Genomic DNA, 21,394 nt, shown 5'->3' with positions numbered 1-21,394 from the left:
TAATTTTCTCTGATTTTTAGGTGAAAAAATGTTGGGAACTTTTTTAATAGCTCTAGCTACAGCACTTAGCTTACTAATTGTGGATTTAGTTGTGCCTGGTGTTAACATTGCTAATTTTCCAGCCGCTTTAATTGCTGCTGTGGTAATTGGTTTAATTAATGGGTCAGTCAAACCAATTATCTCAACTCTCTCTTTACCCCTCAATTTCTTAACTCTAGGAGCATTTTCTCTAGTAGTTAACGGTATTTGTTTCTCCTTAGCAGCCGCACTAGTTCCTGGATTTAGTGTTCATGGTGTGATTGCTTTTATTTTGGGGCCTGTAGTCTTATCTTTGGCTAACACATTCATTAGCAAGTATTTCGCTGAAAAAAATCTAGCTTTGAGTCCAGATGTAGAAACTCAGGGTGAATTGCCATCTAGATAACAATAAGTATCAGTAGCAGTGTTAATCAAATTAATTCTCTATCTCAATAGATAGTTCCTGAGATGGAGTTAGTAATTTGGTTGATTCAAGACAATGTGAATAAACTTGAAAAATTAATAGCAATCTCATGAAATTATTACGTTTTATTCTCGGTTTGTTAATACCACCTTTAGGTGTTTTCTTGACTGTTGGAGTTGGTCCAACTTTAGTGATTAATATTTTGCTCACCCTTTTAGGTTGGCTTCCAGGTAGTATTCATGCAATTTGGGTAATTGCTAAACATGAAGAACAAATGAATACCGGAAGAGGTACTTACTAAAATTTGGGTTTTAATTTGATTAATTGCCAGTCAGTAGGCTAATTCCTAACTAACTCATTCGTAAAAAGCAATAACCCCGATTTCTTGAAGAAACCGGGGTTTATGATGTAGAATTAAAAGCCTATTTATGTACAATTTCTTTATCTTCTTTGGTAGGCTCTTTATCTTTGAATAAATCAGCAGTTGCTAGCAATAACTCTCGCAAGGTTTGTTTAAGTTGACGCTCTTTTCTAGCTATAGCTGTACCAGCTTCGCCTAGCTTATCATCTAGCTGCGATCGCTTCTCCTCTACCTGTGTAGCCAGAGCCTCTGCTTGGGGTCGAGCCTGACTATACCAGTTGTTGGCTTCATCTAGATAATGTTTAACCTCTTCAGAACGTCCCCCATAACGTGCAGCTACGTTAGCACGAACAATAGCTAGTTGTGCTTGGAGTTGAGCATAACGTTTCTTTAAGAGTCCCACTTCTTCACTATCTTTGATGGCATTAATAGCAGCGTCAATGGTATTTTTAGTGGTAGTAGTATTTTCCTTACCAGTTTCTTCAATATCTGCTAAAATTCCATCAACATCTTGCTGGAGTTTTTCTTCTTCGCCATCTAATTGAGCTTGGAGTCTTTGCAATTCTGACTGAGTTTTAACAATAGCTTCATGTCTTTTAGTATTTACTCCTTCTATTGCACCTTCTATTGATGCTGTAACCTCCTCTTTAAATTCTGTACTTTTCTCTTGGAGGTTTTCAATTACAGTTGAAACAGCATCTCTGACAATGGCACGAATTTCTTGAGAACCTTCTTTAAACTCAGAAGCGGCTTGAGAAACAGCCGATTTCACAATTTCACGAATGCGTTCAGTTCTTAACTGACCAGTGGCTTTTGCTTGTTGCAAATCTGATTGAATTTGCTCTTTGATATTATTAGCCATTTTCTACTCTAGTATTTAGATAATTTGGATAAAATTCTTCAATTATGGTCTTCTATAGTCATTATGTCACGAGCTTTTGAGTTTAGTAACTTCCTTTAGATAGAAACTTCCTCTTTATCTCTTCATACAGAGTAATATGGTAATCTGGTTTGATTTTTGCAGAAAATTAAGTATTTGTAGGGTGCATCACATTGTCGCCAACACACCCTATGTCTCCGTTCAAAATCAAATATTAATCCTATATTAAATTATTCATAAATGCCAAAAATTTTAAGATACTTGTATGAACGATCGCCTATGTATGAGAAAATAAGTATCGATTGATATTTAGGATAAATAATGGTGAAGATATATATTAACAAAATACTTACATTAGTGTTTATCATGTTATTGATGACTAACACTTTTACTTTACCTGTGAATGCCGCAGATATAGCCAACGGTGCGAATATCTTTAGTGTTCACTGTGCGGGTTGTCATATTAACGGAGGTAACATCATTAGGCGAGGTAAGAACTTACAGAAGAAAACACTAAAAAGATATGGTATGGATTCTCTAGAGTCTATTACAGGCATTGTTACTAATGGTAAAAGTAATATGTCAGCTTATAAAGACCGCCTCACTGAGCAAGAGATTCAGGAGGTTGCTGCTTATGTTTTAGAACAAGCAGAAAAAGGTTGGAAATAACAAAGTTATTAGTTATTAGTCATTGCTTAAACTTCCGAAAAAAAATCATGTTATCAGCAGAAAGTCGGTTACAATTTACTCCAGATTTAAATATTTGTCGGATATTAAATGGTATGTGGCAAGTATCCGGCGGACATGGCAGAATTAATCCTCAAGCTGCCATTGAAAGTATGTTCAAATATGTGGATGCAGGTTTTACTACTTGGGATTTAGCAGACCATTATGGGCCAGCAGAAGATTTTATTGGTGAATTTCGTCGTCAGCTAGCTGCTACCCGTGGAAAAGAAGCTTTATCTCAGGTACAAGCCTTTACAAAATGGGTTCCTCGTCCTGGGAAAATGACGAAGAAATTTGTTGAGGAAAATATTGATATTTCCCTGAGAAGAATGGATGTAGAATCTTTGGATTTGATGCAGTTTCACTGGTGGGAATATCTAGATAAAAACTATTTAGATGCTCTCAAATATATGGCGGAACTGCAAACTGAGGGTAAAATTAAACATCTGGCTTTAACTAATTTTGATACAGAACATCTGCAAATCATTACTGAAGCAGGTATTAAAATTGTTTCTAATCAAGTGCAATTTTCTCTCGTTGACCGCCGTCCAGAAGTGAATATGATCAAGTTTTGTCAACAGCATGACATTAAACTATTTACTTATGGCTCGCTTTGTGGTGGATTTCTATCAGAGAAGTATTTAGGTAAACCAAAACCACGCAGCTTTGATTTAACTACAGTCAGCTTGCGAAAATATAAAAATATGATTGATGGTTGGGGTGGTTGGGAATTATTTCAAGAGTTGCTATCTACCCTGAAAGAAATAGCTGATAAACATGGAGTCAGTATTTCTAACGTCGCAGTGAGATCCATTTTGGATCAGCCAGCCGTTGGTGGCGTAATAGTTGGTGCGAGGCTGGGAATAGCGGAACATATAGAAGATAACGCCAAAATATTTAGTTTGAATTTAGATGCTGAAGATAGCGATCGCATCAACACTATATCTCAAAAATCACGGGACTTGTATCAGGTGATTGGTGATTGTGGTGATGAATACCGGAAATAGAAGGTAACAGGGGAAAGGTGACAGGGAGACTATGAAAAATTTTCTGGCTGCTGGTAATTTGCGGAAGGTGCATCACATTGCGCTGAATGTTAAAGATATGCAAGCTTCCCGCGATTTTTATGGAACGATTTTGGGATTGCATGAACTTACTGGCGATGAAGTCCCGACTACCTTAGTGGAACTAGTAGCAGAGGGAAAAGTTGCCAACTTTGTCACTCCCGATGGTATGGTCTTGGATTTATTTTGGACACCGGGTTTAACACCACCGAATCCCGACCCAGAAAAAAGTTTCACTAGAGCATATCACCTCGCCTTTGACATTGATCCGCAATTATTTGAGCAAGCGGTGGCAGTTTTGGCAGAAAATCAAATTAAAATTGCTTATGGCCCTGTCAGTCGTCCTACTGGTAGAGGGGTGTATTTTTATGACCCTGATGGTTTTATGATTGAAATTCGTTGCGACCCACAATAGTAAGATGCCAATATCGATATTTCAGGTAATTGAAGACGTAATCACCAAACCACCCATTGCCCACGAACCACATAAACAATCTTTGAAAGCCTGGGCGATGTATTGTCTACGAGATAGAGGCTTTATCGTTGTCTATGCCCAAAATGCCGACTTTGCGATTGAACCCAAAGGTGCAAACAAGCTTTATTTTAAAGTCACAACGAATCAAGCTGATGTAGATGATGCTTGTAATTGGATAGTTTGGGATAGTGCAAGTAAAAATGCCAGCCTCATTCCAGCACAGAGTTAAACTAATTCGTAATTCGTAATTCGTAATTCGTAATTCGTAATTAAGAAATAGTAGAGACGTTGCAATGCAACGTCTTTACAGGGTTTATTATTTTGGCAAATTGTCTTTCCGAACTGTATTGCGCATACTCCTTGGTAAGACGCAAAAAATCTAACTATATCCATCCCAGGCGACGGGGAAAGTGTAATCTGAGAACAAGGAGAAATTTGGTGTTTCGCTGCGGGTTTCTTCATCGAGAACTTTAACAACTTTGTTATAGATGTCTTCTGCTTGTTGGGGTGAATCACCAATGCTAGTTAATCCCAATTTGCCAAACTGGGATAGACAACCCATGAGATGAAAGACTGTGCCGGTTTCTGTGCAGCTATCAAAATGTAATCTATGGTGGGCGATGATATCCATTAAATCGTTTGGTAATAATCCCCGATAGCGGTCTTTTTGTAGGTTGTCTGTGGCGATGTAATATTTGGGGCGACCTTGTTGACTATAAAATAACCCGGTAGATAGGTCATAACGACCATTGGTTAATAATTTCAAGGTCATGAAAGGATGAGTAGTACCACCTTTGCGGAGGTTAATTTCAATTGCTTGGATGTCCCATTTACCGTTACCTTGGTCAACGGTAATGAAATCTACACCAAATCTTTCTAAAGCACCTTTTTCTGCTAGTTTTCTGCCAACTTTTAACCCTAACTGCTGCAATTGCAGGCGGTAGCTTTCATCGGCTGGGAATCGACAGCCGAGATAAATTTGCCCGTCTGGTCCGCCCAGAATTTGGTCGTGGGTGGAGAGGATTTCAACTTCTCCTGTGGCGGTAATCCGTCCTTGAACACTAGGCGATCGCTTAATTTCTCCTTCCACAAATACCTCTACAATTGCCCCTAATTCGGCAATTCGTCCGGCAAAATTCAGCCAATTTTCTTGTTTGGCTTGAAAGCGCATAGTAGAGAAGCGATCGCTAATTGCTGCTACTCTTTCAGCTTGAGTTCCTTTTCCTGGTGCTAGGTGCATGATGGGACGTAAATCTAGCAGTGCATTTCCTTCTCCTGAAATCCCCTCATTTAATTTGACTACCGTCCGTTGTAATGTCGGTTGGCGTTCCCATAAATCACTGGTTGCTATAGCTAAATCTTGAGAATTCCAGACTAGTTCACTACCATCTGGATGGGGAACTCCACTTTCTGCAAATATTTGCCGACTACCGCTTTTTGTCCCCCAGATTTGTAACTCTGGTGCAGCCGCATATAATGGCACATCTAATTTTAAGGATAATTCCGCTTCTAAATTGGTGGAGTTATAGCAGACCATCAATGATTTTTCTAGTCTGATAGCTTGCCGAATTCTTTCTCTTAATCTAGGACGTTCTAAAATTTTTTGACTCAGGGGTTTGGGTGATGAATCATAGGTAGAAAGTAAAAGCAAGCGATTGCGCGCATGAGAAAAAGGGATACCAGGCAATAATTGTAGGTAGTAATCAATAATACTGGGATGTAACGGCATTGATGTGACATAAATTAACCTAGTCCGGGGATTTCTTAACCGCATCAATGTAAAAAGTAATCTTTCTTCATAATGTTCAAAGCCTTCAACTTTTTGGATTTCGCGCTGGTCGATACTGAGGGAAGGAATGACGATAATATCCGCCTCCCCAGTATCAAATAGTTCGGTAGTTTGCCAGCGATCGCACAAAGTTAATTGCAGACGGTGAAACTGATCAATTTGTTCTAATTCAGAAACATTTAATGTCACCATATTCCCTACCCTGTCATGATCCCCAACACTGTCTACTACTCTGGTATATCTCAAAGCAATTGCCATAAGGCAAATATGAAACACTTCTTTTATTTAGTTAAACGCAAAGAAGCTTCTTCCCAATCCCCAATCCCCAAGATGTATAGAGATGTTGCACAAATGTTCGTGCTTGATTGACTTCGCCAAAACCCCTTTAAAATAAAAACACATTCTCTGCGAATTGATTCTTAAACTTGCTTATATCGGGGGGGTATGAATGAGCCGTCCAATAATTCTTGGTATTGTTGGTGATAGTGCTGCTGGAAAAACTACACTCACTAGAGGAATTGCTCAGGTACTAGGACCGGAAAATGTCACGCTGATCTGTACTGATGATTATCACCGTTATGATCGCAAGCAACGTGCAGAAACCGGTATTACAGCCCTTCATCCCGACTGTAACCATTTAGATATTATGCAGCAGCACCTATCGCTGCTACGCACAGGACAGCCAATTCTTAAACCAGTTTATAGTCACAAAACTGGGACTTTCGAGCCGCCACAGTACATTAAACCCAATAAATTTGTCATTATTGAAGGTTTGCTTGGTTATTCTACCCGTGCAGCCCGTGATTGTTATGATGTGAAAGTTTACCTTGCGCCTCCGGAAGATTTACGCGCCAAATGGAAAATTAAACGGGACACTCTTAAACGAGGCTACACCCCAGAACAAGTATTAGCAGAATTAGAAAAGCGTGAACTCGATTCAGATCAATTTATTCGTCCCCAAAGACAATGGTCGGATATTGTCGTGAGTTTTTATCCACCAGAAGGCGCAGACGATGAAACTAACGGACACCTAAACGTGCGTTTGGTCATGCGTCCTACAATTCCGCACCCAGATTTTACCCCCATTATCAAATTAACCAGTGGTAATACTGGGTCAGCCATTCGTCTCGGATTAGACCGGGATATGAGTAAACCCGTAGATGTTCTAGAAGTTGACGGTCACGCCACCTTAGAACAGGTGAATAAATTAGAGCATATTATCTGTTCTGATATGCCTCACTTAAGAAGTATATGCGATCGCGAGAGCAACCCAGAAATTGGTAAGATTGCCGGCACAACCGGGGAAACACTGCAAAGTTACCCCTTGGCGTTGACACAGCTAATTATTACTTACCATATGCTCAAAGCGACGCAGATGTTTCAATAACAGAAATTATTTGTGATCAATTATATCCTTTTAGAGATGATCTTTGGTAGTTCAGATTGGTGTGATAAACCCATATTGTATGGGTTAATTTAGTTTACTTAGTCATTACAAAAGTTATCTACTCTGATATCGCGCCAAATATCAGAAACTTGCCATCCAGAGTTTCCAACAGATTGAACTACAGGATAGTTGCTTTGTGGAATATAATATGGCTCTCTTGCTTCAGCTTCAGTATATAAATTTGGTTTTTCGTCAACTATTGGTTCTTGATCATCAAAATTATCAGCTTGAGGATTTTGCTCTTCAGCTTCTTCCATCATCTTAATCTTCTCCAGGAGAAGTTTTTCTGATTTTTTGATGAGTCTTATATCCATTTGAGTTATATCCATTTTATTTCCTCAGTTTGAAATATTGACAGAAAAAATTGCATCTAAACGCCGATTCTTGGAGAGATAATCAAGTTCTTCAAGAATCATGATATAGATCCGTAAGAAAGTTTTATGAACTTAAGTGTTGAAAAAAATACCCAAGGAAATCTAGGATACAGCAAATTTATCGAAAATAGGTAGTATTATTTTGAGATTTTTTTTAAATTCAAGATAAAGAATTACAACAAATCGGCATCTGCTTGAAGGAGTATTTACCACGATGCCATGTCAAACCATGTGCAATGACTGTGCCTTTCATGTCCAGACACAAGAATTAATAGAGTGTATTCACCCTGACGAAATCGGGGTTAACTGCTCTACTGTCATTTTTTGTAGTTCATTCCTACCTGCACAGGAAATTGATAGTCCTTGTGTGTCCTTCGGCAGTGATCAAGAATAATAAAAACTTGGATATATTGATTTTATTTGAGCAGAGATAAACATTTCAAGTGCAATAATTAGGACTGCTCTTGGAGTGGTGATACTGATTTAAATGGAGCAAAAAATATAGCACCTATTGGAGTTGCTTTTGTAAACCAGCCCAGAGGCTAGAACTGTTTATGTTGTGAACTCAGCACAGACACTTCAGGGCTACTAAAAGCCCACACTGTACCGTCAGGTCAGTGTAGGTAGTTTACTGTTTGAACTTTGCTTGTTTTTTAATTTAAGCTTTTGTATAGTCCTGAATTACCTTAGCTAAGTCTGGTACAGCTTCCTCTACGTGTTGTTTAGCTGAACCGCGCAATTTTTCATATGTTCCGCGCACGATGGAACGACTGCTGTTCTTAACTCTAGTATCGGTGACACTGAGTAGTGCGTCTGCCGTGCGAGAACGACTACCAACTAAATGTGCAACTGGGTCGCCTTGCTGCATACCCTCACTCCAAATGGGATCAATTGCACTGAAGCATGGCGGTAGCAGCTGTTCGACAACGTAAGGAATATACCCAGGTTTAACTCCCTTAAGGGCAGCAAAGGCAGTTCTCAAGGCAATACCACTGATACCAGACTTGGCTGCAAGCTGGGACTCTATCATGTTGCAGCAGTCATTTACAACCATAGCTTTCTTGTTAGCGTCTAAGAGTCCATCACTCAGTCCCATTTTACTCCTCCTTGATTTCTCTGTGTCTGATGTTTATTCAAACATTTTTTCTGACAAGCAGGAAATTATAGAAAAAAAATAGTCTTAGAGCAGGGGTCAGCCCCTGCGGAAAATTCAAAATTGAAGCCGTGCGATGGTCTATAACTACAAAAAGAGTATATTAATATTTCTGTAACAAAGCAGACAAGGAATTATGCTTACGCCAATCAACTAAATCGGCTAAAGATTCCTTGCCCCTATCTAACGGATGCTTATGTTCCTGCGGTAGAATGCTCATGATAGGTTTTTTTCTATATGCCATTGGCGCGAGTGGTGGCAATGGTTGTATCGATGCAAAAACTGATTGAGTATTTAAAGTATGCCTGGCCAATTTTTGCTGGCGGGTGGGTGTTAATGAAATCTGAGCAACTGGAACGCGTTTTTTGACAACTGTGGGACGTTTTTGAGGCTGGTTTACTAACCGGAGAATTACCCAGCAACCACTGGCACAACTGAAAGCGATCGCCACTATCATCCATAGTGGTATGGGATTACTTATATCTGGGTTTGTGGTAATGGGTGCTTCCACTACAGCCGGGACTGATTCTGATTCTACCTGTTCCACATCACTCACATGGATCAGGTTGTACACGGCAAGGGTAGCAGATCCTAGACACGTTGCTAAAAAACCGGTCAATAACAGCAAAGGATGACGTGTCAGCAGAAAAATGAAAATGTTTGAGCTACTTTTTGCCGGCTCTACTTTGGTTTTTTTAACCTGGGTTAGCTCATGCTGTACGCTTTGACTGTTTTCCATGATCAATTACAGATTGTTTCCCCTCTAGTCAATAAATTGTACTAAAGGGGCGAGCTATCAGCTATCCGTAGCCAATTTTCAGATTCTAGTAGCTTTTTTGTGCCATTTAGGCTACAAAAAGGTGACAGGGGACAGGGGACAGGTGACAGGGGGCAAGGGAAGTAGGGGAAGTAGGGGAGAAAGAGACAATGCCCAATTCCCAATTCCCAATTCCCAGTGCCTAAGAATCCTTTAATTTTGCACTTTGAATTGACTCATGTCGTTCTAAAGCCAACTGAATCAAGCAATCTACTAATTCTGGGAAGGGAACGCCGCTATGAGACCACAGTTGAGGATACATACTAGTAGCTGTGAAACCTGGTAGGGTGTTGATCTCATTAATCAACACTTCTCCTGTGGCTTCCACATAGAAAAAATCTATTCTGGCTAACCCAGCCGCATCAACGGCGGCGAAGGCTTGCACAGCCAATTCCTGAATTTTACGGCTGATTTCGTCGGGAATGGGTGCAGGTATCAGTAAATCTGCTTGCCCTTGAGTATATTTGGTTTCATAATCGTAAAAATCGCTGTTAAAGGTAATCTCTCCTACGATAGAGGCTTGGGGTTGATCATTACCTAAAATGGCACACTCTACTTCTCTGGCTGTCACACCAGCTTCCACAATAATTCGCCGGTCATAACTAGCGGCATTATCTAAAGCTGCTTCTAATTCTTGGCGCGATCGCACTTTGCTAATGCCTACCGATGAGCCAAGGTTAGCAGGTTTCACAAAACAAGGATAGCCGAGCGCGATCTCAATTTCGTCACATAATTTGGGAAATACACAAGGATTTGACCATACTTGCGCTCTAGTAACGGCTTTGTATTTTACTTGAGGGATACCTGCTTGCTCAAAAGCCATTTTCATGGCTATCTTATCCATCCCCAAAGCCGAACCCAAAACCCCAGAACCGACAAAAGGAACTTGCATTAAAGTAAGTAAACCCTGAATCGTACCATCTTCCCCATTGGGTCCGTGCAGAATCGGAAACCACAAATCTACTTCTGCTACTTGAGAGGGTGATTGCCAACGGTCAAGAGCTGGTATTTTTGTAGGAGATACGAGATCCTCTGATTCTCCAGATGAAGAGTTAGGAGCGTCTAACAGAGGTACACCGGATGTCAGAACTTCGTGGGGGGCTTCTCCTGCTAACCAACGCCCATTTTTTTGGATATAAAAAGGCAGTATTTCATACTTATTAGCATTTTCTGCGGTACTCAGAGCTTTAGCGATCGCCCGCGCTGAACTGATGGAAACTTCATGTTCCCCAGAACGTCCACCAAACAGCAGTCCCACCCGCAACTTACTCATTTTCAATACCTCTACACTCCTCACGCAGATAGCCTATCACCGAACAAGGCAAAATTAACAATTCATCTTGAAAAGTTTCCTAGGTTGGGAAACCCGCCTACAGAACTTATGTCTACGACACGCTACGCGTTAGGCGTTGGCGCAGCCTATCCGACAGGAGAAGCTATGCCGCACGCAGGCTTTACGCAGAATTCTTGCATTCAAGGCAGTTGAAATTGGGGAGTTGTCAACTCCTCCTCTCGACTCCATCAAAAACTGCTAGGATTTCCTTTTTGCCTTTGCTAGAATGCCTAAATGTTACCAAAGCAACATCCCCAGAACACCAAACCCGGATGGTCTTTAGAGGAAAGAGATCCAAAGTTCATCCAATCCCTGATGCCCTTCTTGGGCTTTTTGTACGATTATTATTTTCGCGTGCAGACTAGTGGTTGGGAAAATATCCCAACACAGGAAAAAGCCTTAATTGTTGGTTCTCACAATGGAGGACTAGCCGCACCTGATATGTTGATGATGATGTATGACTGGTTTCGCCGCTTTGGTGTAGAGCGACCAACTTATGGTTTGATGCACCCCAAGGCTTGGCAAGTAAACAAACAGGTAGCGCAATTAGCAGGTAAAACTGGGGCTATTATGGCTCATCCTAAAATGGCTTATGCGGCTTTGCGCTCAGGAGCAAGTTTGTTAGTGTATCCTGGTGGAGCGGAAGATGTGTTTCGACCGTATAGTTTACGCAATCAAATATATTTTGCGGGACGGCAAGGATTTATTAAATTAGCGTTGCGGGAAAATGTGCCGATTGTACCTGCAATTTCCTACGGGGCGCACGATACGCTGATTGTTTTAGCTGATTTATACAAAGTTATGCAACGCTTGCATGAGTCGGGAATGCCTTGGTTGTTTGATATTGATCCCGAAGTATTTCCCATTTATGTAGGTTGGCCTTGGGGTCTAGCCATTGGCCCTTTACCTAATATTCCTTTTCCTGTACAAATTAAAACACGGGTTTGTCCACCCATTGTATTTGAACGTTACGGACGGGAAGCAGCAAGCGATCGCCATTATGTTGATCAATGTTATGAATTAGTTCTCAATAAGATGCAGCAAGAGTTAGACCAGTTGGTATTGCTCCATAAAAAATCCTGAATAAGTTAGATAAATCAAGTGACTGGTAACTGTTGATGCCCAATTACGTTAGCGTAGCGGGGCGCAGCCCATTACGAATTTTAAAATGTCATTTCGTTTGATTCTTTTATTTAGTTTTGAGCATGATGCAATACGGTTCGGTTAGTCCTAAAAAATTAAAATGTGTAGGTTAGGTTGAGGAACGTAGACCCAAAATTTGCAAGTAGGTGTTGGGTTGCACAAAACCTCAAACAAACCTACTAATACTCTTATCCAAACCGTATTGAAGCAGGATTAACTCTTGCTAAGACGCTGTGTTAGAAGTTGTTTAGCTCTATCTGCTAACTTGCAGTTTGTGTCTTTTGCTTCTTGGAAGAAATTAGCTAAATCTCTATCACCAGACTCATTAGCATCTTGAATGTATTGTTCATAAATTGCCGCACCTTCGAGAGTGTGGTACATAATACTAATTAAATCAAAATGTTCATTTCTTGTGCCTGTACTACACTCAGCTTTATTCATTACTGCTGACATATTGATACTCCTAACCTTTGTTTTCAAATCAATGACATTAATACAAGGCTAGGTAATAAATTTATGTTTTCCTTCATTCCCAAGATATAGTAATCAGCTTTGATGTTGAGGGTGTGGGGAATAGGAAGAAACTTTTTTAAGTTGTACTTTGAATCTCATTGATCGGAAACTGAATACTCACACTCTCTAAAGAGGGATTTCCAGGAAAATCCTTACTTCTGATAGATAATCAAAATAAAAATTAGTAGTTAAGTAAAAAAAGGCGTATGAATTAAAAATTTAGCACTTTATCAAGTAGAGCGACATTCATGGCGGAGCTTCCCAATCAACCTTGGACTCTTACTTTAGAACAAATCCTTGACGAGCTTGATGTCTCCACTAACCAAGGTTTGACGGAATCAGAAGTGGAAAATCGACGCAAGCAGTATGGTGAAAATCGCTTGCAGGAAGCAAAAGGCAAGAGTGCTTGGCAAATATTTATAGAACAATTTAAAAGTTTGATTATTGGCATATTAGCTGTAGCGGCTGCTTTATCATTTGCCTTTAGTCAATGGATTGAAGGCATTGCTGTACTCATAGCTATTGTGATTAATACTGCTATCGGTTTTTTCACAGAATATAAAGCTATTCGCTCAATGGAGGCACTACAAAAACTTAGTAGCACTACAGCCAAAGTTCGTCGCGGCGGTAGATTACAAGAAATCCCATCTGTAGAATTAGTTCCAGGGGATATTGTCATTTTAGAAGCTGGGGATGCGATCGCAGCTGATTTACGCTTGCTTGAGGCGGCAAATCTGCAAGTTAATGAGTCATCCCTGACTGGAGAATCAGTCCCCGTAGGTAAAAGTTTGCCGCCGTTGTCTGGAGATATTCCCCTCGCAGAGCATCTCAATATGTTGTACAAGGGTACGGCTTTAACTCGTGGTTCTGGGGAAGGGGTAGTGGTAGCCACTGGGATGAAAACTGAGTTAGGCCACATTTCCGAATTAGCACAACAAGCCGGTGCAGAACAAAAAACCCCCCTAGAAAAGCGTTTGGATGAGCTAGGAGAGTGGTTAGTTTGGGTGACAATCGCCATCGTGATTGTCGTGGCGATCGCAGGAATTGTTGCCGGTAGAGATATATTTTTAATGGTAGAAACTGCGATCGCTCTAGCAGTGGGAGCAGTACCAGAAGGCTTACCAATTGTAGCTACAGTCGCCTTAGCGCGGGGAATGTGGCGCATGGCAAAACGTCATGCACTGATTAATCAACTCTCGGCTGTGGAAACTTTAGGTGCAACTAGCGTCATCTGCACCGACAAAACCGGGACACTCACCGAAAATCAGATGACTGTACGCCGCATCATGATTGACGCTGGTGAAATACAAGTGACTGGGGAAGGTTTAGAAACCAAAGGCTCATTTCAACGCCACAATGAAACATTTAATCCTAGAGAAAATCCAGTTCTCCCAGCACTGTTAGAAGTTGGGGTGTTGTGTAACAACGCAGCTTTACAGCCAGAAAGCTCAAATGAAAGCCGGGTAGTAGGCGACCCGATGGAAGTGGCGTTGTTAGTTGCAGGCGCAAAAGCTGGGGTGCAGCGTCAGCAATTGCTAGAACAAATGTCCGAAATTCGGGAAGAAGCCTTTGATCCAGACTTAAAGATGATGGCGACAATTCACCAATTAGATGGTCAGTATCGATTTGCTGTCAAAGGCGCACCGGAGGCTGTCCTGCAAGCTTGTTCTTGCATCCTCACCGACTCAGGAAAAGCACAAATGACCGAGACAGCACGACAGCATTGGCAAGAACGAGTCAATCAATTAGCACAACAAGGTTTAAGAACTCTCGCCTTGGCTCAAAAAACTACTGCTTCCGAGAAAGCCGACCCCTACGAAGATTTAATTTTGTTGGGAATTGTCGGTTTATTAGATCCTCCCCGTGAAGAAGTCATACCAGCAATTAAAGAATGTCAACAAGCGGGAATACGAGTAGTGATGGTGACAGGCGACCAACCTGTAACTGCCAAAAATATTGCGATCGCTGTTGGTTTAACCAATAATCAACAAGCTGATGTAGTTTTAGGTCAAGACCTGAGAAATCCTGAAGAACTATCCCCCGAAGCAAGCCAGCGTATCGTGGAAGCCTCGGTTTTAGCTAGAGTTAGTCCCGAACAAAAGCTGAATTTAATTAACCTGCATCAACGTCATCAAGCAGTAGTCGCCATGACCGGTGATGGTGTTAATGATGCGCCAGCTTTGCGAAAAGCTGATATCGGCATAGCAATGGGACAAAGAGGAACGCAAGTCGCCAAAGAAGCGGCTGATATGGTACTGCAAGATGATGCTTTTGCTTCCATTGTGGCGGCGGTGGAACAGGGACGAGCTATTTTTAATAACATCAGGAAATTTACTATCTATTTGCTATCTGGTAATGTGGGCGAGATTATCTTAGTTAGCATCGCCTCATTATTGAATGCACCTTTACCCCTGCTACCATTACAGATTTTGTATATCAACGTTGTTAATGATGCCTTCCCAGCTTTGGCCTTAGGGGTAGGAGAAGCAGAACCAGCTTTAATGAAACGTCCACCCAGACCAGCAAGCGAGCCTATTTTAGCTCGTCGTCATTGGCTAGCGATCGCGGGTTATGGGTTAGTGATTGCGGCGACTTTGGCGGGTGCTTTTATTCTGGCGTTTATTTGGCTAGGAATGAACCAAAAGCAAGCTGTAACTATTACATTTATGACCTTGGGTTTTACGCGATTGTGGCACGTTTTTAATATGCGCGATCGCGATTCTGGGTTATTGCGTAATGAGATTACCCGCAATCCTTATGTGTGGGGTGCGCTGGTTTTTTGTACAGGATTGCTGCTGATTGCCGTTTATGTGCCATTATTGTCAACTGTCTTGCAAACGACTGATCCTGGTGTCAATGGTTGGCTGTTAATCTTGGGAATGAGTTTTTTACCTTTAATTATTGGGCAAGTCGTGAAGTTAATTAATAGTCAAAGGGGAAGACGAAAAGTGATGAGATCGCATTCTCGATGATCTATACTCGCTCAAGATACATTAAATCTTGAGCGAGAGACAAACGTTCACATCACTGGTTGAGCCAGTGGTTAGGCGAACTTAATCATATGAACGGCGACAGTCATAGCAGTAACGGCAGTAATATCTATCCCGTTTTTTGTCTCCGCTATATTCTTCTTGATCGCCACCACCTTGTCCACCAGCAATGATTTGCTGGTCTGCTGTAGATAAATCTACAAGTAAATCAGATGTGATAGTTTGAATTGACATGATTGTTAGCCTCACTTACGTACATAGGTTGACAGAACCTATAACCTTATATATAAATATGTTCTTTCCAGATTAAATTAGCCTCAAGCTAGAAATTAAATAGATGAGTTTCTCGCTTAAGACCGATGCAAATTTATTGAGAAAAGCTGTTAACCTATCTGTCTACAACACGCTCCGGGGGGAATCCTACGGATACGCAACGCTACCGCAGGGAACGTTACGATGGTCTCCAACTAACCGTTAAGTATTTTCCATGACAAATTTAAAAACCTGCCAAAATGGCAACCTAAGTAAAATTTAACAAGTTAAATTACATAGAAGATAAACAACTTCCAAGGTGTTGTTATCAAGGGCTAACCACTTATCTACATTTTTAACCAGCCATAATTCAGGCAAATTATTTATGACTAATTAAACTTGGCATTTGCTGCAAAAGGAATATCTAATTTGTACAGGTTTTGCCATTGACTCATAACATTAGCCCCCTAAATGAATGGCAATATCTGTAAAGATTTCTGAACGCTACAGCAGCAAATGACAGAGTGGGAGATGAAAGCGATTGATATGCTTTCTCCCACTCTTTCTTATTGGGCATTTTTTCAACCTATTTGACCTAGCAGCCAGGTCACTGCACCATCAACATCTGCTACTTGCTCCCCTGGCGGTAAGGGGGGACGATTGACCATCACAACCTGTATACCTAGTTCCCGCGCGGCGACTATCTTAGGGTAGGTAGCGTTACCACCGCTATTTTTGCTAACTATAGTGTCAATGTTGTGCTGAATCAGGATTTGTCGCTCATTCTCTAAGGCAAAGGGGCCGCGATCGCACAATATCACTCCTGATGGAACTAAAGCATCTGCACCAGGCGGGTCAATCATCCGCATCAGAAACCAAATATTCTTTAAGTGGGCAAAAGCTCCTAACTCTTGTCTACCGACGGTTAAAAATACTCTTTTTGCTTGCTTTTCCAGAACTTTGGCAGCCGCTTGATGATTATCTACTTCTACCCAGCGATAACCAACTACTTTCTCCCAAGGAGGACGAATTAACATTAACCTGGGTATATTAACTTGATTTGCCGCCGCCGCCGCATTCCAGGAAATCTGACTAGCGAAGGGATGGGTAGCATCGATGAGTAAGTCAACTTGCATCTGACATAAATAATTAGCTAGTCCAGACACACCACCAAAGCCACCAATCCGTACATTCCCCTCTGGGACTGATGGTTCACGAGTACGACCGGCTAAAGATGCGATCGCTTCAATCCCTGGAATTTTTGCAACTCTGGCAGTTAATTCTGCTGCATCTCCAGTTCCACCCAGAATTAAAACACGATTCATAAATTTGGGAATTGGGAATTGGGTAATTCCCAGTTTTTAATTTTTAATTGATTTTTCCCTACTTCTCAGGATAAAGATGGAATCTTGGCCAATATTCCTTTTTTTAATGGTTCTGGACGTTCTGACCAAGGTAGTAATCCATTTTCTTTAGCATAGTATTTACTGGCACATTCAAGCACAGCAGATATACTATCATCAACTACTAAATCCCCAAATAAATAAGTCAATTTACCTTCAGCCGCAAAAGCCACGACACAGGAACGGTTACAAGCACTCATACATTCAACTGCTTGGATAGGGAACTGATCACGTAATTCCCAATTTTCCGCCAGATTTTGCAACTTATTGAGAAGTTTTTGACCACCACTTTCACCGATGCGTTTACCATCTTGCCAAACACTGGCGCAAGTTGTGCAAACAAATAAAGTATGAGAAACACTAGTAACCATCCGTACCTCGCACGATGTGTATCAATAATAATTATACTTCGGCGGACATTCTGACTTAAAAAGTGAATTTATTTTTGAATGGTTAAGGGAATCTCTTCTGCCCTCACCCTCAAGCATAGCTACTTGTTTCTCACCCGCCAATTAATACAGTTGGCGCACCTAAACCTATAACTGTAGTTAGTGGTATACCTGTCACCGTATTCACCCCAGCTACCTGAGAAGTAATTCGTGCTGCTGGTCGTCCAGCAATTAACACAGTAAAAGAACCCATAACAATACTTCCTGTAACTACAGGCCCCACCACTAAATCACCAACACAAGCGGCGGGTAAACCCACAATTAAGACGTTTGGTACACCAGGTGCAGTAATGGGATCACCTGTAACAGTTATATCGGTCAGTCGTGCTGCTGGAAACATAGAAGATTGGGGATTAGGGATTAGGAATTAAGGAGAATGACTAATGTCTATTAACAATTAAGGCGAATTATGCCGCCCATAATGCCTACGGTGGCTGCACCATTAATGCTAACTGAAGCACCTGCACTAGCACTAATTGAAGCACCTGCACTAGCACTAATTGAAGCACCCGAAGTTACACTCAACGAACCACCAGATTGCACACTGATAGAACTACCAGCTTGTACACTAATTGTTCCAGCAGTTTTCATTGTAATACCACTAGGAGTTAATTCTATACTAGTAGCTCCTACAGTAAGGGTAATTTTTTGAGTTGCAGTGAGAGCAATTTCACCACCATTTACGCTGATTTTCTTAACTGTGCCAGTAGTTCCAGATTTAACTGTAATATCACCTGTAGAAGTTAAACTAATTGTTTTATTACTATCATCAGCGCGATATTTGTGACCGCCAGTAGTCTCTAATTCGACAAATTTCTCACTATCATTTAACCGAAAATTATGATCGCCAACAGTTTGTAGATAAACACCTTTTTTAGTGCCTTTATCTTCTTCTACAAATTGTAGTTTATGTCCTACACGGGTTTTAAAAGTTCTGAGGCGGACTTTACCACCAACAATTGTGTCATTTACTGTTTCCGGTGGTGCATCTGTGCCATTCCACACCCCACCAATCACATAGGGACGATGAATATCACCATGTTCAAAGGCTACTAACACCTCATCATTAACTTCTGGTAAACAGTCAAAACCTCTACCCGGGCCTGCACCAACACTTACAACTCTGGCCCAATTACTTTCATGTTCTTCTGTCAATGTGGGGAATTTAACTCTGACTCGACCCCAGCCTTTGGGGTCTTTATTATTACTGACAATTCCGACTAAGAGAGTTTGTCCTGGTTGCAGGTGTGTTTGTGGTGATAAGGTGGCAAATAAGTCACCGGGACGTAACCCCCGCACACTGAATTCTGTGATATATTTACGTTCTTGAAATAAATGACGAGTTTCAGTTACATAATAACTGCCACTGTATTTCCCCATATCTGTGAGCTTGATAACTCGCCCTGTCCTAATTTCAGGATTACCTTCACCTTTAGCATCTGCATAGACAAATTCTCCCCCAAGTTCGTTACATAAAGCCTGAGCAATTTTTTGTGCTTCATTGCTACTAAACACAGGCTGGTCTACGACAATCATCTTGGGTTGAATACTAAATTTAGTGCTGGATAGGCTACCTTTACCATTATCTGTGCTGGTGATTACCTGTTCTGTTGATGCTGTCGATACAATTGGTCGTTTTGTGGTGTAATCCCATCCCCGCACTTCTACAGAACTCACTTGTTCAGCACTGGTAACACGGACGCGAAAGCCGTGAATGTCTTCGAGCCATTTGAGGGATAAAGCCTGGTCTTGTTTAGGTTGACGAAAGTTGAGCTTCCCATCTTGCACATATAATTCAAAACCTAAGCGGGCTGCTCTTTCCCGCAAGAATTCCATGTTAGTTTGATTTTCTTGAAAGACATAATCGTGAACAATAGTAGTAGTGGTAATTGTGCCGGATGCAATGCCAGTTTCACCTGCAATTTGGCTGACAATATCGCTATCAGTCACATTTTGGAAGGAGCGATTATAACGCCCACGATGTAAACGGTGAGAAACATCATAACCACGAATTATAATAGGAGCTTGAGATTCGCTAGTAAACTCAGTTTCTATGCCAGTAATCTCCCCTTCTAATACATACCCCTGCTCCGCTTCTTGAAAATCTACGTTTTCTGTGGTGCTGGAAACAAACCCGATTTTAATTTTTTTCCCAATAGCAAATAAGCTCTGATGTTTCCAAGTAGTCTCTTGCGTCAGTCCCGGAAAATAATCATTGCGGATGACTATGGTAAACATCCCTGGCAGATGCAAGCTCTCTTCTACGGAAATTTGCAAAATGTCTTCAACCAAGTCTTTGGAAGCATTAGTACCATCAATCTGCAACAGTGGTTCGGGGATGTAACGGACTGCGGGCATAATATAAGCAGAGTGGGTTTTTCATAGCCTAATGGGGATAACTATTAGCAGACTATTACCCAAAGGTCGAATTAACTGCGTTTGCTGCGGTTGTCGCCGTTGCGGTCTACACTACTAGGTGCGCCCATCCCTGGTTGGGTAATTGATTCGTCTACTTCTTCCAGAGTCAGGTTAATTTTGGCTCGCACTGGTGTGCCGTCTGGTAAAAATAAGGTCAGGCTGTAATTAAGTGATTGGACAAAGCAACGGATGTACTGTTGATCACCCCAGGTAAATATATACACTGGTGGACGTTTTTCTTTACCTGCTCCAGCTTCAGCAAAGTTGACAGCTTTTTCAAATTTTTTCAGGTGAGTGAGAACGCTTGTACCTGCTTCGTAGGTATCAAATATGATGTTATTTATAGTGAGTTTGCAAGGCTCTGGGTAAGCAAAACTGACTTTGGGCAATCCTCGTCCAGTACGCGCACCACTACTTTTGGTTAAATTTATTTGTTGCGAAAAATCTAGCTGGGTAGGATTGAACATAAATTCAATATCTGGTGCCGCTTGTTCTGTGGCAATTAGTTTGGCTTTGACTAAACGAGTGGTACTCATGGCTGATGAATTGATAAAAAGTCAGGAAGTAAGAGAGTAGGAAAGAGTAACTATTGATTAATAAAAATTTTTACTTGATTTACCAAGGTAAACGTCCTGAATAGTTGTTACCTCGGCGTTCTCGTTCTATTTCTAAACGTTGTCGGAGTAATTTGTATATTTCTTGTGCCAGTATTTCTAGGTTTTCGGTTTCTTCTTCTGTTGAATCGTTGTTAGTCGATTCTTCAGTGTAGGAATCTTCTGTTTTTTGTATTAGTGTGAAATCAAAAGGATTACTATATGTCTGAATTGACTGATTTTTTGAATTATTTTTTGGAGGAAAATTAATTTCTGTTTGAGATAGCTCATTACCTGATAGGCTATGAGATAGAGTTCGGCCCACCGTAGGCGATCGCTTAGATGTAATAGGTATAACTTTATTCCATTGCTTTTTATCTGTTTGTGGTTGAATAACTATTTTTTCACTATGATTTGTAGCTGACATTTCCATTTCATCCATTAGTTCAGCAAGACTAGACCATGAATTGGGTATATTTTCAGTTGGTGATTTTTGAATCTTATGTGGTGAAATAGAAGTGATCGGTACTGTATTTTGTATATCTGTCGATGTATCTTCTGCCAAATTAGATGTAAGTAAGTTGGATGATTGAGATAGTGGTTTTAAAATTGAGAGCTTTTTCAAAGCCTTAGGTAATCGTGGTATGTTTGTATTTCTTGATTGAATAATTTTTGGCTCATTTTTTGTCTGAATGACTATGACTTCAGTATTTGGTGCGTTAGCGAAGCTTGTCGAAGGTATCGCTGATTGTGAAGATATCTCCGCACTAGG

The 21,394-nt window shown here is 40.9% G+C and carries 23 protein-coding genes; 9 read left to right on the top strand and 14 right to left on the bottom strand.

The genetic code is table 11. The annotated features are described in order from the left end of the window. The first annotated feature begins 28 nt into the window (after positions 1 to 28). Both VB693_RS11675 and VB693_RS11670 read left to right on the top strand, forming a co-directional pair. A complete protein-coding gene (locus tag VB693_RS11675) occupies positions 29 to 424 on the top strand; it encodes a phage holin family protein (RefSeq protein ID WP_323266406.1) in 396 nt (131 codons plus the stop codon). A 127-nt stretch (positions 425 to 551) separates the two neighbouring features. Then, positions 552 to 743 carry a YqaE/Pmp3 family membrane protein gene (locus VB693_RS11670; RefSeq protein ID WP_323266405.1) on the top strand — a complete coding sequence of 64 codons (192 nt, stop codon included), beginning with the start codon at positions 552 to 554 and terminating at the stop codon, positions 741 to 743. Between the two features lie 121 nt (positions 744 to 864). Here VB693_RS11670 and VB693_RS11665 read toward each other — a convergent pair whose 3' ends face one another. Continuing rightward, a complete protein-coding gene (locus VB693_RS11665) occupies positions 865 to 1,665 on the bottom strand; it encodes a histidine kinase (RefSeq protein WP_323266404.1) in 801 nt (266 codons plus the stop codon). A gap of 354 nt (positions 1,666 to 2,019) precedes the next feature. Here VB693_RS11665 and petJ point away from each other — a divergent pair, with 354 nt between their 5' ends. Genes petJ through VB693_RS11645 form a run of 4 tightly spaced genes read left to right on the top strand, consistent with a single transcriptional unit; the run spans position 2,020 to position 4,177 of the window. Continuing rightward, positions 2,020 to 2,352, top strand: coding sequence for a cytochrome c6 PetJ (gene petJ / locus VB693_RS11660; protein ID WP_323266443.1), 333 nt, complete (start codon positions 2,020 to 2,022; stop codon positions 2,350 to 2,352). Positions 2,353 to 2,396: 44 nt separating this feature from the next. Continuing rightward, positions 2,397 to 3,416 carry an aldo/keto reductase gene (locus tag VB693_RS11655; RefSeq protein WP_323266442.1) on the top strand — a complete coding sequence of 340 codons (1,020 nt, stop codon included), beginning with the start codon at positions 2,397 to 2,399 and terminating at the stop codon, positions 3,414 to 3,416. Positions 3,417 to 3,447: 31 nt separating this feature from the next. Next, positions 3,448 to 3,888 carry a VOC family protein gene (locus VB693_RS11650; RefSeq protein ID WP_323266403.1) on the top strand — a complete coding sequence of 147 codons (441 nt, stop codon included), beginning with the start codon at positions 3,448 to 3,450 and terminating at the stop codon, positions 3,886 to 3,888. 10 nt (positions 3,889 to 3,898) lie between these two features. Next, complete coding sequence (locus VB693_RS11645) at positions 3,899 to 4,177, top strand: hypothetical protein (protein ID WP_323266441.1); 279 nt, start codon at positions 3,899 to 3,901, stop codon at positions 4,175 to 4,177. Between the two features lie 150 nt (positions 4,178 to 4,327). Here VB693_RS11645 and VB693_RS11640 read toward each other — a convergent pair whose 3' ends face one another. After that, the gene (locus VB693_RS11640; protein WP_323266402.1) at positions 4,328 to 5,929 is read right to left on the bottom strand and encodes a peptide ligase PGM1-related protein; all 1,602 of its coding nucleotides are present in this window, start codon (positions 5,927 to 5,929) and stop codon (positions 4,328 to 4,330) included. A 256-nt stretch (positions 5,930 to 6,185) separates the two neighbouring features. On the opposite strand from VB693_RS11640, the gene VB693_RS11635 reads away from it, so the two are divergent. Beyond that, on the top strand, positions 6,186 to 7,124 hold the full coding sequence (locus tag VB693_RS11635; RefSeq protein ID WP_323266401.1) for a phosphoribulokinase: 939 nt from the start codon (positions 6,186 to 6,188) through the stop codon (positions 7,122 to 7,124). A gap of 98 nt (positions 7,125 to 7,222) precedes the next feature. On the opposite strand, the gene VB693_RS11630 is transcribed toward VB693_RS11635, so the two are convergent. The 4 genes from VB693_RS11630 to VB693_RS11615 form a co-directional block, all read right to left on the bottom strand. Then, positions 7,223 to 7,498: a hypothetical protein gene (locus tag VB693_RS11630; RefSeq protein ID WP_323266440.1), complete on the bottom strand. Its 276-nt coding sequence runs from the start codon at positions 7,496 to 7,498 to the stop codon at positions 7,223 to 7,225. Between the two features lie 718 nt (positions 7,499 to 8,216). After that, on the bottom strand, positions 8,217 to 8,654 hold the full coding sequence (locus tag VB693_RS11625; protein ID WP_190709126.1) for a DUF6918 family protein: 438 nt from the start codon (positions 8,652 to 8,654) through the stop codon (positions 8,217 to 8,219). A gap of 160 nt (positions 8,655 to 8,814) precedes the next feature. Then, entirely contained in the window at positions 8,815 to 9,450 is a 636-nt protein-coding gene (locus VB693_RS11620; RefSeq protein ID WP_323266400.1) for a hypothetical protein, read from the bottom strand. Positions 9,451 to 9,670: 220 nt separating this feature from the next. Beyond that, positions 9,671 to 10,801 carry a D-alanine--D-alanine ligase family protein gene (locus VB693_RS11615; RefSeq protein ID WP_323266399.1) on the bottom strand — a complete coding sequence of 377 codons (1,131 nt, stop codon included), beginning with the start codon at positions 10,799 to 10,801 and terminating at the stop codon, positions 9,671 to 9,673. A gap of 294 nt (positions 10,802 to 11,095) precedes the next feature. Between VB693_RS11615 and VB693_RS11610 the strand changes: the two genes are divergently transcribed. After that, positions 11,096 to 11,944, top strand: a complete 849-nt coding sequence (locus tag VB693_RS11610) for a lysophospholipid acyltransferase family protein (protein ID WP_323266398.1) — start codon at positions 11,096 to 11,098, stop codon at positions 11,942 to 11,944. A 273-nt stretch (positions 11,945 to 12,217) separates the two neighbouring features. Here VB693_RS11610 and VB693_RS11605 read toward each other — a convergent pair whose 3' ends face one another. Beyond that, positions 12,218 to 12,457: a hypothetical protein gene (locus tag VB693_RS11605; RefSeq protein ID WP_190709134.1), complete on the bottom strand. Its 240-nt coding sequence runs from the start codon at positions 12,455 to 12,457 to the stop codon at positions 12,218 to 12,220. 308 nt (positions 12,458 to 12,765) lie between these two features. On the opposite strand from VB693_RS11605, the gene VB693_RS11600 reads away from it, so the two are divergent. After that, on the top strand, positions 12,766 to 15,489 hold the full coding sequence (locus VB693_RS11600) for a cation-transporting P-type ATPase (RefSeq protein WP_323266397.1): 2,724 nt from the start codon (positions 12,766 to 12,768) through the stop codon (positions 15,487 to 15,489). 81 nt (positions 15,490 to 15,570) lie between these two features. Here VB693_RS11600 and VB693_RS11595 read toward each other — a convergent pair whose 3' ends face one another. The 7 genes from VB693_RS11595 to VB693_RS11565 all read right to left on the bottom strand — a co-directional run. Further along, positions 15,571 to 15,741, bottom strand: a complete 171-nt coding sequence (locus VB693_RS11595) for a hypothetical protein (protein ID WP_323266396.1) — start codon at positions 15,739 to 15,741, stop codon at positions 15,571 to 15,573. A 599-nt stretch (positions 15,742 to 16,340) separates the two neighbouring features. Then, positions 16,341 to 17,084 (bottom strand): cobalt-precorrin-6A reductase, encoded by a 744-nt coding sequence (locus VB693_RS11590; RefSeq protein ID WP_323266395.1) that lies wholly within the window; start codon positions 17,082 to 17,084, stop codon positions 16,341 to 16,343. 65 nt (positions 17,085 to 17,149) lie between these two features. Continuing rightward, positions 17,150 to 17,533, bottom strand: a complete 384-nt coding sequence (locus VB693_RS11585; RefSeq protein WP_323266394.1) for a DUF1636 family protein — start codon at positions 17,531 to 17,533, stop codon at positions 17,150 to 17,152. 130 nt (positions 17,534 to 17,663) lie between these two features. Next, positions 17,664 to 17,951 (bottom strand): PAAR domain-containing protein, encoded by a 288-nt coding sequence (locus VB693_RS11580; protein ID WP_323266393.1) that lies wholly within the window; start codon positions 17,949 to 17,951, stop codon positions 17,664 to 17,666. 50 nt (positions 17,952 to 18,001) lie between these two features. Continuing rightward, on the bottom strand, positions 18,002 to 19,969 hold the full coding sequence (locus VB693_RS11575) for a VgrG-related protein (protein ID WP_323266392.1): 1,968 nt from the start codon (positions 19,967 to 19,969) through the stop codon (positions 18,002 to 18,004). A 71-nt stretch (positions 19,970 to 20,040) separates the two neighbouring features. Next, positions 20,041 to 20,565, bottom strand: a complete 525-nt coding sequence (locus VB693_RS11570) for a hypothetical protein (RefSeq protein ID WP_190709154.1) — start codon at positions 20,563 to 20,565, stop codon at positions 20,041 to 20,043. A 79-nt stretch (positions 20,566 to 20,644) separates the two neighbouring features. After that, a partial coding sequence (locus tag VB693_RS11565) for a hypothetical protein (RefSeq protein ID WP_323266391.1) occupies positions 20,645 to 21,394 on the bottom strand: 750 nt, incomplete at its 5' end.

Source organism: Anabaena sp. UHCC 0399, from assembly GCF_034931465.1.
GTDB classification, from domain to species: domain Bacteria; phylum Cyanobacteriota; class Cyanobacteriia; order Cyanobacteriales; family Nostocaceae; genus Trichormus; species Trichormus minutissimus.
Note: the sequence above shows the minus strand (reverse complement) of the source record. Positions and strands in the feature narration are given on the sequence as shown.